The organism is Bradyrhizobium sp. 604_D8_N2_3, from assembly GCF_051810765.1.
GTDB classification, from domain to species: Bacteria; Pseudomonadota; Alphaproteobacteria; order Rhizobiales; family Xanthobacteraceae; genus Bradyrhizobium; species Bradyrhizobium barranii.
In genome coordinates this window covers 7,783,621-7,795,988 of the sequence record NZ_JBPWPM010000001.1, presented here as the reverse complement: position 1 = coordinate 7,795,988, position 12,368 = coordinate 7,783,621, and the positions used below count along the sequence as shown (strand labels likewise).

Annotated in this window: 10 protein-coding genes; 5 read left to right on the top strand and 5 right to left on the bottom strand. The window is 59.0% G+C overall.

The features are described 5' to 3' along the window. Positions 1-127 precede the first annotated feature (127 nt). Positions 128-1,129 (top strand): adenylate/guanylate cyclase domain-containing protein, encoded by a 1,002-nt coding sequence (locus AB7245_RS37415; protein WP_085400574.1) that lies wholly within the window; start codon positions 128-130, stop codon positions 1,127-1,129. A 213-nt stretch (positions 1,130-1,342) separates the two neighbouring features. On the opposite strand, the gene AB7245_RS37410 is transcribed toward AB7245_RS37415, so the two are convergent. Both AB7245_RS37410 and AB7245_RS37405 read right to left on the bottom strand, forming a co-directional pair. Next, positions 1,343-2,509 (bottom strand): MFS transporter, encoded by a 1,167-nt coding sequence (locus tag AB7245_RS37410; RefSeq protein WP_085400576.1) that lies wholly within the window; start codon positions 2,507-2,509, stop codon positions 1,343-1,345. A gap of 52 nt (positions 2,510-2,561) precedes the next feature. After that, on the bottom strand, positions 2,562-3,587 hold the full coding sequence (locus tag AB7245_RS37405) for an RES family NAD+ phosphorylase (RefSeq protein ID WP_085400578.1): 1,026 nt from the start codon (positions 3,585-3,587) through the stop codon (positions 2,562-2,564). A 50-nt stretch (positions 3,588-3,637) separates the two neighbouring features. On the opposite strand from AB7245_RS37405, the gene AB7245_RS37400 reads away from it, so the two are divergent. Then, on the top strand, positions 3,638-4,099 hold the full coding sequence (locus AB7245_RS37400) for a hypothetical protein (protein WP_201266161.1): 462 nt from the start codon (positions 3,638-3,640) through the stop codon (positions 4,097-4,099). Positions 4,100-4,321: 222 nt separating this feature from the next. On the opposite strand, the gene AB7245_RS37395 is transcribed toward AB7245_RS37400, so the two are convergent. After that, a complete protein-coding gene (locus AB7245_RS37395; protein ID WP_085400579.1) occupies positions 4,322-6,118 on the bottom strand; it encodes a flavin-containing monooxygenase in 1,797 nt (598 codons plus the stop codon). A gap of 373 nt (positions 6,119-6,491) precedes the next feature. On the opposite strand from AB7245_RS37395, the gene AB7245_RS37390 reads away from it, so the two are divergent. Continuing rightward, a complete protein-coding gene (locus AB7245_RS37390; RefSeq protein ID WP_201266162.1) occupies positions 6,492-6,869 on the top strand; it encodes a hypothetical protein in 378 nt (125 codons plus the stop codon). Positions 6,870-7,418: 549 nt separating this feature from the next. Here the strand turns inward: AB7245_RS37390 and AB7245_RS37385 are convergent. After that, positions 7,419-7,706 (bottom strand): PilZ domain-containing protein, encoded by a 288-nt coding sequence (locus AB7245_RS37385; protein WP_085400583.1) that lies wholly within the window; start codon positions 7,704-7,706, stop codon positions 7,419-7,421. Positions 7,707-7,897: 191 nt separating this feature from the next. Here AB7245_RS37385 and AB7245_RS37380 point away from each other — a divergent pair, with 191 nt between their 5' ends. After that, positions 7,898-8,113 carry a hypothetical protein gene (locus AB7245_RS37380; RefSeq protein ID WP_085400585.1) on the top strand — a complete coding sequence of 72 codons (216 nt, stop codon included), beginning with the start codon at positions 7,898-7,900 and terminating at the stop codon, positions 8,111-8,113. 364 nt (positions 8,114-8,477) lie between these two features. On the opposite strand, the gene AB7245_RS37375 is transcribed toward AB7245_RS37380, so the two are convergent. Next, positions 8,478-8,900 (bottom strand): hypothetical protein, encoded by a 423-nt coding sequence (locus tag AB7245_RS37375; protein ID WP_080586612.1) that lies wholly within the window; start codon positions 8,898-8,900, stop codon positions 8,478-8,480. Between the two features lie 785 nt (positions 8,901-9,685). Here AB7245_RS37375 and AB7245_RS37370 point away from each other — a divergent pair. Next, complete coding sequence (locus AB7245_RS37370) at positions 9,686-12,256, top strand: ATP-binding protein (protein WP_354080116.1); 2,571 nt, start codon at positions 9,686-9,688, stop codon at positions 12,254-12,256. The last annotated feature ends 112 nt before the right edge of the window (positions 12,257-12,368 follow it).

The window sequence follows — 12,368 nt, the reverse complement described above, 5'->3', positions numbered from 1 at the left end:
CCCGGACGAAGTCCGTCAACATTGACGCCCCGACCTAGGCAACGTTGATGTACGGCATTGAGCCTCATGAACGATTTGATCGGGGGAGTTTTCAACCCACTCGGAAACGAGCTAGTAGGCTGCACAGATGTTCTATTCGGCGCGCCCACACTCCCTCGGTCCAGCCATTGTGCTGGCAGCTTGCATCTTCCTCATGGACACGCTGTCGTCTCTTCAATTTGCTGTGGCCTCTCTGTACGTAGCTGTCATTTTGATCAGCGCATACGATCTTCAATGCCGTGGCATCATTTTGACCGGGATTTGGTGCGCGGCGTTGACTGCGCTTAGCTATGTGCTTACACACGGATTCACGGTAGCTGGCACAGCGCCGTTGAGATCTTTAATAAGCTACGTATCGATCACGATCACGGTAGTCTTGGTGATCAGGAATCGTTCGGCAAACGAGCGCCTTGCGGAAGTCAAACGAGAGCGCACAAACCTAGCGCGTTTCTTCTCCCCAAAAATTGTTGAACAGCTTGTTCAGATCGACGTGCCCCTTTCTGTCGCGCGGCGCCAGAAAGCAGCGGTGCTATTCGCCGACATCGTGGGATTTGCAGCACATGCATCTGGCAAGGCGCCTGACGAAGTCATTAAGCTGCTGCGCGATTTGCTAGGCTTGCTCAGCGAGGCCGTCTTTATATGCGAGGGCTCGATAGATAAGTTCCTCGGGGACGGTCTCATGGCCGTGTTCGGCCCGCCGATTGCCAGCAAGCAAGATGCAACAAACGCGGCGCTCTGTGCATTGCAGATCCATGAGCGTCTTGGCCGTTGGAATGAACAACATGCTGAAAACCCCGATATGGCCATTCGCGTTGCCGTCGGTATCCATTGCGGCGAGGTTGTACAGGGCGATGTTGGCACCGACAATCGGCTTGAATTCACGGTGGTCGGCGACGCTGTGAACATCGCGAGCCGTGTCGAAGCTTACTGCCGGGTTCTTGATGCGACGGTGCTCGTCACTGGCGATTTTATACGATGTCTTCTTGCGGAGGGTAGCTTCGACCTCGCCAAAGCTTTCACGAGTGAAGGCAAGCATCGGCTTCGAGGCTACAAAGAGCCCATTCAACTCTACAGTTTAAAAGCAGGGTGAGCCTTCGTACGTCCGAGCATGGATTGCACGGATCCGAGATCAATCAAATCCGGTGTGTGATAGTGGGGTGGATGGTTGCTTGAGGACAAGGGCGCCTGTTTGAATACGATCAAGCGCGGCGTTTTCGGACAGCCAGGGTCAGAGGTCGACCGTTTCGAGCGCAGCGTGTCTACTAAAGGCCAGAAGACGCCGCTCCAGCCGATATCCAACGTCTCAACCTCGGGGTGGGGAGGCGCGGCCGCTAGCCAGCACCGACAGCAGTGCGGCCACGCCGAACGCCGCCGCCACCCAGCCGAGCCAATCCACTCCGCCATGGGCGATGACCAGCGCGCCAATGGCCGCGCCTGTAGCGCTGCCTAGATAAATGGCCGACGAGTTCAGCGACAGACTGACCGCGGCCAGAGCTGGGCTTAGCGCGACCAGCCGCGCCTGCTGTGCCGTCATCAGGCCCCAGCTGGCCAAGCCCCAGAGCGGAATGGCTGGTAAGATAACGAGCATGGCTCGCGCAGGCTCGAGCGCCGCGCCCAGCGAGAGGACAGGATAAGCAGTAAGGCCACCGCCCACGATCACTGCATTGTCCGCACCCCAGTGGTCCGCCGCGGTGCCACCGAGCCGGGTACCGGCCGCGCTGGCGACTCCGAAGCCGAATAACACCAGAGCCAGGCCCTGAGGTCTGATCCCGGCGACATCTGCGAGGAAGACGCCCAGGTACGTATAAAGCGTGAAGGTTGCAGAGACCGTCAGCACGCTGGTCGCCAGGATCGCCATCATGTCGGGGCGCTTGGCTAGTGCCCAACGCCCTCCGAGACCCGCAGTGGAAACGGGCGGCTGACTCGGCATTCCCACGAGGGTCCCGAGCAGCGAGAGTGTCGCCAGCCCTGCGACGCTGAGAAAGGTCGCGCGCCAGCCGAAGCTTTCTCCGACCAGCACTCCGAGCGGCACGCCGGCGATGATTGCCAAGGTCAGCCCGTTGGTGACCATTGACAAAGCCCGACCCCGCCGCTCCGGTCCACCCAGTGCGGCTGCATATCCGCCGGCGGCCGGCATGAAGCTGGCGGCAGATAGGGCCAGCAGCAACCGAGCTATCAGCAGTTCGGCGTAGCTCGGTGCCAATGCGGCGAGCAGATTCGCAATGCTGAACCCTGCCATGGCGATGGCGAGCAAGCGCCGCCGTTCCAGTCCGGCGGTCAGCATGGCTATCGTGGGGGCGCCTATGGCGTAAGCGAGGGAGAAGGCGGTGACCAGGTGGCCGGTGGCGGGCAGGGTGACATCCAGGTCTCGCGCCAAGCGTGGCAACAGTCCGGCAATCATGAAGCCTTCGGTTCCGATCGCGAAAGCGCCGAGTGTCAACCAGAGCAGTGAGTTTAGCGATCCAGGCACACCGAGCCCTCGTACATTGGAACACGTGTGTTCTACGATTGCCTCGATCCGCCTAAATATCGATGCTGCCGTGCTTTTCCTGACGCCGTCGTTTCACCGCGAATTTGTCCGTGGCGAATTCCGCGCTCCTTACGCGATGCACCCGCACGCTTTCGGGCATGATGCGTAGACTATAGTCGCGCCAATTAGCATCGCGAGGGGCAGCCGGCGCAGCTTTCGCGGTTGTAACGGCGGGGCATGTCGGCTCTTGCTCGTTGTTATCAACGTCCCCCTGAGTTGACGGAACTTTCTCAAGCACCTCGTAGTCGTCCACCCAGCCATCCTCTGCCCAACGGCCCGTGCTCGCGCTGATCTCTGCCCCCTCTGGCACGTTCATGGGCTCAACACGGGCCGCCCCGTAAAAAAGGACGATATTAAAAGCGTCTCCGACCGCCTGTACTGATGGAAAGATGATGCCATCAATAGGCGCCGAGGCCTCTGTCGCAAGAAAATGGGCCATGGCTTCCGTTGCGAGATACTCAGACCCATCGTCATCGGGTATTGCCGGCCGCGTGAGACGTGACCTTAGCAACTTCAGAAAAACGGCGCCCTCCATCCTCCCAGCCAGCCCGCAATCAGCAAGGCCTTCAGTGATGCGGACGTCACCGAGGGCGGTCACGTCGAGCAGTCGAAGCGTTCTGATGATCTCGAATTGAGCCACCGCGATCCGACTACCAACAGGTGGCCGCACCTCGGCTACAGCCACTTTCTGATTGTTTGCACCGTAGAAAGCCAAGATACCGCGCGCATTCATGCGACCGGCCGCCGCTGAGGGCACTGGCGGTGAGCCGAGGTGGATGTCTGGCCTGGTGAGGGCTGCTTTTAGCTTGTCGTCAGATTGAAAGACCCGGGCGCGATAAAGGGTAGGGAAATCCGTTCGAGGACCAGCATCCAAGATGAGCGGGTGGCCTTCGCGCGCTTCCAGTTCGCCTATGCAATCGAAGAACGATGCGAGATTTTCCGCTGCTTTCGGGCTGAATAAGCGCGCCTCAGCTTTGAGTAAATTCGCCAAGCTGCGCCATCCCGTACCTAGAGTCATGCGTGTTCTCCTGAGAAGTACCGCGCCTTGGCCGAGCAAAGACGGCTGACGTGATCACGCCCACCGCTTTAGAACCGTCGTGCCACGGGTCGAAGTTGCATCTGCCGTTGGTCATGACGGATCGATGCGCGATGCGCGCTCTTAAAACAGTACCAAGATCGTTGATTCTGGCTGTACCACCGCGCGATGGCACGGCGCTCGCGAGTGGGGCAGATTGCTGGGCCGAAGCGGCAATATGCGTCTTTTATTCGCTCGCGTTCGGCGCCGAGGGCGGTCGATCGCGGACCGAGAATGGATGGATCGCCGTGCCCTTTTGCGATCGCATCCACCAGTCGTTCGATTTCTCGATTCAACTGTCTAAGCTGTTGTTCGAGACGCTGCCTTTTTCCATTCGATGTGATTGCGAGGCGCTTTCGCTCTTCGAGATAAGTACGCACGTACTCCGCAATAACTTTCGGCGCGCTCAATTCAGCCCGCAAACCACTGAGAACTGCGCTCTCAACCGTGTCTAAATAGAAGGTCCAATTCCACTGGCGAGGGGAATTCTCTCAGAACCGGTGACCTCCCTGTCACCAGCTTCGATGACACCCGGAGAGTGCGAAGGCACTTGGCCTAACCATTCCCGAGCCCTTTCTGCTGCGCGCTGACAAGGCGGCCATTGCGCCGGCGAGTGCGGAGACCCGGAAATGGCATGGGGCTCGCAATCCGCGAGCCCCGCTGTGCCCTCGGCAATTTCAGGCCTTGTGATGGACAGTCTGCAGGCCGTAGACCGGCGTCGGGATGCTCTCGTAGCGCGCCTTCAACTGCAGGGAAAGGAATTGCGAGTAATGTCGCGACTGATGCAGATTGCCGCCGTGGAACCATAGGCCTTCCTGCTGCGTCGGCTTCCACATGTTGCGCTGCTCACCTTCCCATGGGCCGGGGTCCTTTGTCGTACTCGAGCCGAGGCCCCAGACCTTGCCGACTTTGTCGGCCATTTCCGGACTCACGAGATCGGCGACAAAGCCGTTCATCGAGCTGTAGCCGGTGGCATAGACGATCACGTCCGCCGGCAATTCCTTGCCGTTGTCGAGCCTGACGCCGTTGGGCGTGATTTCCTCGACCTGTCCAGCGAACAGTTTGATTTTGCCGTCAATGATAAGCTGTGAGGCGCCGACGTCGATGTAATAGCCCGAGCCGCGGCGCAGATATTTCATGAATAGCCCGGAATCGTCGTCACCGAAGTCGAGCCTGAAGCCGGCCTTCTCCAGCCCGGCATAGAAAGCGGCGTCGTCCTGACGGATCTTGTCGTAGACCGGCTTTTGAAACTGATTCAATATCCGGTAGGGCAGTGAAGCGAAGATCAGATCGGCCTTTGCCGTCGTCATTCCGCCGCGGACGGCGCGTTCGGAATAAAGATCGCCGATACTCTCCATCAGCGAATCCGAGCGCACAATGTGGGTCGTCGAGCGCTGCACCATCGTTACGTCGATGCCGGCCTCGTACAGCGCAGCGCAGATGTCATGGGCCGAATTGTTCGAGCCGATCACCACCACCTTCTTGCCTTTGTAGCCGCCTGAGCCGGGATGGCGTGAGGAATGGTGTTGCTCGCCCTTGAACGTTTCCATGCCTTTGATTTTCGGCATGTTCGGCTTGGCCGACATGCCGGTCGCGAACACAAGCTGCCTGGGCCGCAGAGTAATCTCCTTGCCATCGCGTTCGACGATGACGGTCCATTCCTTCTTGGTGTCGTCCCAACTGGCGCGTTTGGCCGTGGTGTTCGTCCAGTAGTTCAGCTCCATGACCTTGGTGTACATTTCCAGCCAATCGCCGATTTTGTCCTTGGGCGAGAACACAGGCCAGTTCTTGGGGAAATCGATGTAGGGCAAGTGATCGTACCAGACGGGGTCGTGCAGGCAGAGCGACTTGTAGCGGTTGCGCCAGGAATCGCCGGCGCGTGCGTTCTTTTCGACGATGATCGTCGGCACACCGAGTTGGCGCAGCCGGGCCCCGAGCGCAATGCCTCCCTGCCCGCCGCCGATGACAAGCACGTAGGGCTGGCTCTTGAAGCCAAGTTGCTCTACTTCCTCGTCACGCAGTTCCTTCCAGGTCTTGGCGCCGGGATTGACGCCATGCCTGGCGCCGAGCGGTCGGCTGAAGCCAGCCTTTTCCTCATGGGCCTTCAGTTCGGCCATGGTCGTCAAGAGCGTCCAGATCTGACCGTTCTGCAGGCGGATGAGTCCATATCCGCGCGCGACCTCGGTCTCGAACGTGATCCAAGATTCGGTCACGCCGCCGGCCTCGGTTGGCGTTTCACCCTCGGCGATTTTCCAGCTGCGCGGCTTCACATGCGCGAGGCAATGCGCGAGCATGTCGCGGACCTGATCGCGGCCTTCCATGGTCTTGATGTTCCAGGTGAAGGTAACGAGGTCGCGCCAGTAGCATTCCGGAGCGAACATCCCTACGGCGGCGTCGAGATCGCCCGCCGCAAGCGCGGCTTCAAACTTGTCGAGGAAAACCTGGACGCGCGCGCTAAGCGTGGTGTCGAGCATCACTTCCTCCCGGATGTCGTTTGCAATTGTTCCGCGCAGGCTCGCACGACCTTACTCCAACCATCGCGGGAATCCAGACTCGCGCGGCAGGGTTCCCGGTCGGCTTCAGCGCCTCTCAGCGCTCGCCTGCAACAACGCCGCTTCGCCCACCGACGATGGGGTAGACTAAGAGCTCTATTTGCTGCGGTGCATGCGTCCGGAATTTGGCCCGCAGGCTCCTGTAACGGAGGGGCAGAGCATGTCCACTACCCCGGACAGCTCACGATCGCCATGATTCGGCGGACTGCAACCCGATGCCAGTCCCCCACTGAAATCAACGAAACTACTGCTCACCGATTCGCGCTAAGCTGCGGTATGATCCGGGAGATCAACGATGCGATTGTCTAGCCTTGCCACTTTGGCGCTTGTCGCGGGAGCTTCCAGCCCAACTTATGTTTCTATCGTCCTGGCGGCTTCGGAATGTTCCAGATCAATGGAATTGGCGGATTGGGGCGAGAACTCGACCGGCGACATCAGCGTCGCGTCTGGGGACAGTTGCATCTTCCCGATCACGTTGCGCGGCGCGGCGAGTAGCTCGGAAATCTCGCAAAAGCCAGCACACGGCAAACTGAAGAAGCTCAACGTTGCGACTTACGAGTACAGGACGAAGGCGAGATACAAAGGAAGTGACACCTTTGCCATCAAAGCAACCGGCAAGGGGCCGAAGGCTTCTGGCACGTCGGTCATCACAGTGCACGCGACGATCAAGTAGGTGGGTCGAGCATTGGCGTGACGCCGAGTTGATGCGCGTCGCGTGAGGGCGGGGAGCAATAAGCGTGCCCCAACCCGTCCGAGACGCTCCCAGAACAGCACCCGGTGGCGGATCGTGATCAGGGCCTGGTTGAGAACGTAAGCCAACAGCATCGGCGGAAGTGATTTGAAGGCAGGATCCGGAGTGGCCTCAATGCGATTGCGGTCTCGCGCGGGGATGCTCCATCCGCAACTCCGCGAGCTGCTTAAGCGGGTTGGGCCCAGACGCAAACTTGGTTTTGTCGGTATTGCAGCTAAGCTGCTCTCCGCTATGCCCAGAAAGACCCAGCCTCGGAGAGTTGGTTTTCGTTTAGCCAGAGGAGTGCCTGACGAAGACTCAATGGGACCAGTCGCTCCCTACCAAGAGGCGGTGGGGCTCCATCTGTTAGATAGAGCATAAAGCCGTCTTTGCTTCGGAAAAGTGCTTCTTTCGCCTCACAACATTCAAGGGACTCTACGTCAAGAGTAGGCAAGCTGCGCTGGACGATCAGCTCCATGTTTTGCATGGCGCTCACGACGCAGACTTCCTCTTATCGTGGATGAAATGCACGCCAGCGGCTGGTCGATCCAACCAGACCGACTGACAGCGACGAAATGCGAGGCCCGTTGACGATAGAACTAGGAAGAACTTTCGCGAGGTTAGGACGTCAGTCGAGCCCTCAACCTCTAGCTTTGCCCCCGTTACTGAAATGTCTTTGAGAACGCAGACTCGGCTCCAAGTGCCATCCACAGCCATCAAGTTGACGGCGTGCTGATGGGCAAATTGAACACGGTCCGATTTTCTTCGACCAAAGGCCATGCGCGGCAAAAAAATAGAAGTATGAAATATCTGACGTAGAGCGTGTGCCCCAATGATTAACAAGGGTTAGCGATTCGCGCTTTGCAGCTCGACTAATCGCTAGCGAAAATTGGCGAACTTCAGTGAGACAGTGCGTGCCGCCAAAAACGGTCGGAGCCATCGCATCCTCTGGCGGTGCCAGGAGGCGAACGATGCGATCAGTCATTGCCATTGTTGTAACGGTGGGGGCGTCCTCGCCTGTGTTCGCCCTGACGCAGGGGGAGATTGAGGCCAAGCTACCTGCCGCGGGCTATTCGCAGATTCAGGAGGTCCCGAGCGGCAAGATCAAGACCTACCGAGCAATCAAGGAGGGTACGGAGCGGTCGCTCATCGTCGACAGCACCGGCCACATCAAGGAGCTTCGGTAGCGCTCTCGCTGGGTGGCCAGTGTTCGGTCAGGGACGCTGCCGAATACTCGCGCCAGGCGGCCCGCCTACCATTTGTATCGGTTCACCTGCCGCACGGTCCAGCGGCGGGTGTGGCCTAGCGAGGCCTACCGTTCCGGGAGCTGCGTCGTTGCTGGCCGTACGAGTATCGAGGCGCTCTGACGTGATTGCCGATCCAATGGCGATGGCCAGAGCGATAGCAGATAGGAGTAAAGCTGCTCGATTCGGGTCCATCATTAGACCTCCGCGAAACGGCTCCATAGTGCCGGGATAACGCCGATCTGGTGATTTGGTTCTTAGGTTCGCCCACAAAGGTGTCCGAACAACACTCGCGCAATTACGCGACTTAAGCCGATCGTTTGCGATGGTTCTTGCGGTGTTTGCCTTGGGGGCGCCCGTGCGATCGCTCCAGTACTTTCGGCAGAGAAGCCGCCGCTGGAGGAGCTATTGGCGAGGCTTGCTCGACCTCAACCGGCTCGGCTGGGTCGGGGGGCCGTATGGCCGGCGTTGCACCCAAGGCAGCCTCCTCGAGTTTGGCAAGGAAGTCGCGTCCTTGGTTCGTGATAGTCCATGCGCCGCGTTCACGAGTGATGAGTCCTTGGCTGAACGCATCAAGATCCGGCGCAAGTTCAGCGAGACGCTTCATACGCAACGTCCATTCAGGGCCGCTCGTATAGAAAACCGCGAGATGCAGCTTGATAAGCTCAAGGTTTCCCCGGCCGTCTGGCTGCCCTGCCAAAATCTTCAAAATGGAAAGCTGAAAACTCACGCGCGCCACTCGAACGCAACGACTCAATCCTTGCAATCTATCGGTTCTGGCCAACGGCTCATAGATCGGCCGTCAAGCTTCTCGCGGAGATGCTTGCTCGGTAAGCCTAACCGCCAAGGTTAACCGTGCCTGGAGGGTCAAAGGCAGACTTCGACGAGATAAAGGCGCTTGTAACGGAATCGATCCAGGTGGCTCCTTCCGTTACCGAAACACATCCGCCGCTTCGTTAGACCATAACTCCATCACCGCCAGCTTTTCCAGGATGGTTGGGCCATGAAGTACCGGCGCTTGCCGGTATCGCTGCCGCGGTCCAGATCGGATCTGTGATCGCCTGGCATTTCATGAGCGATCATGAAGCAAGGTGGTGCTTTAAGCAAAGTAGGTTTGGTCTAAATTACCGACGCAATATTCCGACGCCGTGGCGCGATCGCGCCCGACGCATTCGAATCGTCGTGCCACAGGTCGAAGTTACATCCGAGTTGCCGTTGGTCTTGGCAGATAGATGCGCGATGCCCGCTCAAAAAAACAGTACCAAGATTGTCGATTTTGGCTGTACCACCGCGCGATGTCATGGCGCTCGCGAGTAGGGCGGGATTGCAGGGGCGAAGATGCAACAAGTGTCATTTGAAAGCGGGCGCGGATGAAGCTCGCGCCGCCGCGCATGTTCAACGAGCGGTCACTCGTGGTTCTCACGATCGTGATTGGAATGACGAACGCCTATAAGCGTATCCCCATTGGGATTGAAATGCACAGCAAGCTCCGGGACGATTTGAATACGGCAGAGAATGACCATCTTGTCGCGCCTGTTGGCGCTTGTCGCAGTCGCGTTATTGCCCGCTATCTCGATTCAGGCGTACAACGAAGTTAACCTTCGACGCGCGCGCCAGGTGGACGTACAGAATCAGGCGCTCGGTCTCGCTAAGCTCGCCGCCGAACAGCAGCAACAGATCGTTCAGGGCATTCGGCAGGTCCTGATTGCGCTGTCCGAACTCCCTGCGATAAAGGCGAAAGATAGCAAGGGGTGCAATGCGGCGATGGCAGGGATGAGGTCCCGGTTTCCGGCTTTCCTCACTTTCGTCGCTACCGATCTGAGTGGCCAGCCCTTCTGCGATACAAACACAGATCGCAAGCCGGTGAATGTCTCCGGGCGTCCCTACTTTGCGGATGCGTTGAAGACGGGTGCGTTTACGGTGGGACAATTCTCGATCGGTCTGTCCGTCGATCGGAAACTCATTCAGTTTGCGCTGCCTTTCTACGGAGATGATGGTCAGCCAGGGGGCGTCATCATTGCGCCTCTCGGCCTGGACTGGTTAGCGGACTACATCGCGCGCGCGGGTGTTCCGGCGGGAGACGCGCTGGCCATCACCGATCGCAACGGCACCTACCTTGCCCGCTATCCGGACAATGACCGATTTGTCGGTAAGAAATTGGTTCGCGCTGGTGATGAGAGGCAGTATGGCGACGGTCTCGCAGCCGACCTGGTAGATGTCGACGGCGTCGAGAGGATCGTGGGTTTCTCGGCTCTCGGGCCCGATTCTGGGGGACTTCGGGTCAGCTTCGGCCTCGACAAGGCGAACGCCTTTGCCGAGATCCAGAGCCGGACCCGACACGACATCTTCCTCATCGCCCTCAGCGCTATGATGGTGCTGGGCCTGACGCTGCTCGGCGCCCGGCAATTCATCCATCGGCCGCTCGGACTATTAGTTGACGCCGCGAACCGATGGCGCCTCGGCGACTATGCTCGCCGTGTGAACATCCGCGGCAGTTCTGAAATCGCAGGCGTAGCCGGCGCCTTCAACACCATGGCCGATGCGCTGGATCGCCGCGAGCAGGAATTGTCCGACGCAAAAGAGAAGGCCGAGGACGCCGCGGCCCGGCTTACGATGCTCTTCGAAAGCACGACAGACAGCGTCGTGATCGTCGACCACGATTGGCGGATCAGCTTCTTCAACCAGAGGGCCTGGTCTCAGATCGCTCAGGGGCGTGATCTGATTGGAATGCACCTGCAGGCGTCGCTTCTGGATGCCGCCGATACGGGAATCGTCGAGCAGCTTCGGGAAGTCATGTCGGACCGCCGTCCGGTTTCGTTCGAAGCGCACTGTCCTCGTCGTGCCGCATGGTATGCGATCAACGCGTTTCCTTCTGGCGAAGGGATCGCGATCTTCTTTCGAGACGTCACCGAGCAAAAGCATGCTGTGGAGGCGCGCCAGCGCATCGAGGAGCAGCTTCATCAGAGCCAGAAGATGGAGTCCGTCGGACAGCTCACGGGCGGTGTTGCCCATGACTTCAACAACCTGCTTGCCGTCGTTTCGGGAAACCTTGATCTCATCGAGCGCGCGGCAAATGACGGCAAGATCCGGCGCTTCGCCGCGACTGCGCGGCGTGCCGCCGACCGGGGGGCGAAGCTCACCGCACAGCTCCTCGCTTTCTCTCGACGGCAAAAGCTCAACCCTAAACTGATTAATGCCAACGAGCTGATCTCCAACTTCCAGGGGCTCGTCCGTCAGGCGGTCGGCGCAGAATGCGAGGTTAGGCTGAAGATCGACGAGCGATTGTGGCTCTGTCAGGTGGATCCATCCCTGCTGGAGACTGCCCTTCTCAATCTAGCGCTGAACGGCCGCGATGCGATGCCGGGCGGCGGAGTGCTCGAGATCGAGGCGCGGAACGTCGTTCTGGATGGGGAAGTCGTCGCTGGATGTCCGGCCGGATCATATGTGAGGCTGTCCGTCTCGGATACGGGGCAGGGGATGTCTCCCGAGGTGCGAGACCGGATTTTCGAGCCCTTCTTCACTACCAAGGAAGTTGGCAAGGGCACTGGCCTCGGTCTCAGCATGGTGTATGGCTTTGTCCGGCAATCCGGTGGCTATATTTCAGTCGAAAGTGCCCCTAACGCCGGCACCACGATCTCGCTGTACCTGCCGAGAGCCAATCAGGAGGCTCGCGACGAGGTGGAAACTGAACAGACCCGGGCTATGCCGGGAGGTTCCGAGCGAATTCTTTTGGTCGAGGACAATGAAGATCTGTTGGAAGTCGTGTCTGCAATGCTGACGAGCTTTGGCTATCGGATTCGCCTTGCTCACAACGGTACCGAAGCCATCCGAATTCTCGACAGCGATCAGGGGTTCGATCTTCTGTTCAGCGATGTCGTCATGCCGAATGGTCCCAATGGCGTCGAGCTTGCTCGCGAAGCAAAGCGGCGGAACAGCAGGATCAAGATATTACTTACGTCGGGCTACGTGGGAGACGTGCTCGCGCGTCACGGGGCGACAGACGAGTTCCCGATTATTCACAAGCCCTTTGGCGTGTCCGAACTCGCTCAACGTCTGCATTCTCTTCTTCAGAAAGAAGATGTTTAGGCAGGCACGAAGCCAGACGGCATCGCCGTCCATAGCGACAATGCGTATTCGTCTCTAGAGCCAGCCATCTCACGGTTCTTGCGGATCAGGTCGAGGCAGCCGTGCTCGAACG

Coding starts and splice junctions, on each gene's coding strand:
- AB7245_RS37405 (WP_085400578.1), bottom strand. CDS start 3,587: ATGACTCTAGGTACGGGATGGCGCAGCTTGGCGAATTTACTCAAAGCT.
- AB7245_RS37380 (WP_085400585.1), top strand. CDS start 7,898: ATGCGATCAGTCATTGCCATTGTTGTAACGGTGGGGGCGTCCTCGCCT.
- AB7245_RS37395 (WP_085400579.1), bottom strand. CDS start 6,118: ATGCTCGACACCACGCTTAGCGCGCGCGTCCAGGTTTTCCTCGACAAG.
- AB7245_RS37390 (WP_201266162.1), top strand. CDS start 6,492: ATGCGATTGTCTAGCCTTGCCACTTTGGCGCTTGTCGCGGGAGCTTCC.
- AB7245_RS37385 (WP_085400583.1), bottom strand. CDS start 7,706: ATGGCCTTTGGTCGAAGAAAATCGGACCGTGTTCAATTTGCCCATCAG.
- AB7245_RS37415 (WP_085400574.1), top strand. CDS start 128: ATGTTCTATTCGGCGCGCCCACACTCCCTCGGTCCAGCCATTGTGCTG.
- AB7245_RS37370 (WP_354080116.1), top strand. CDS start 9,686: ATGACCATCTTGTCGCGCCTGTTGGCGCTTGTCGCAGTCGCGTTATTG.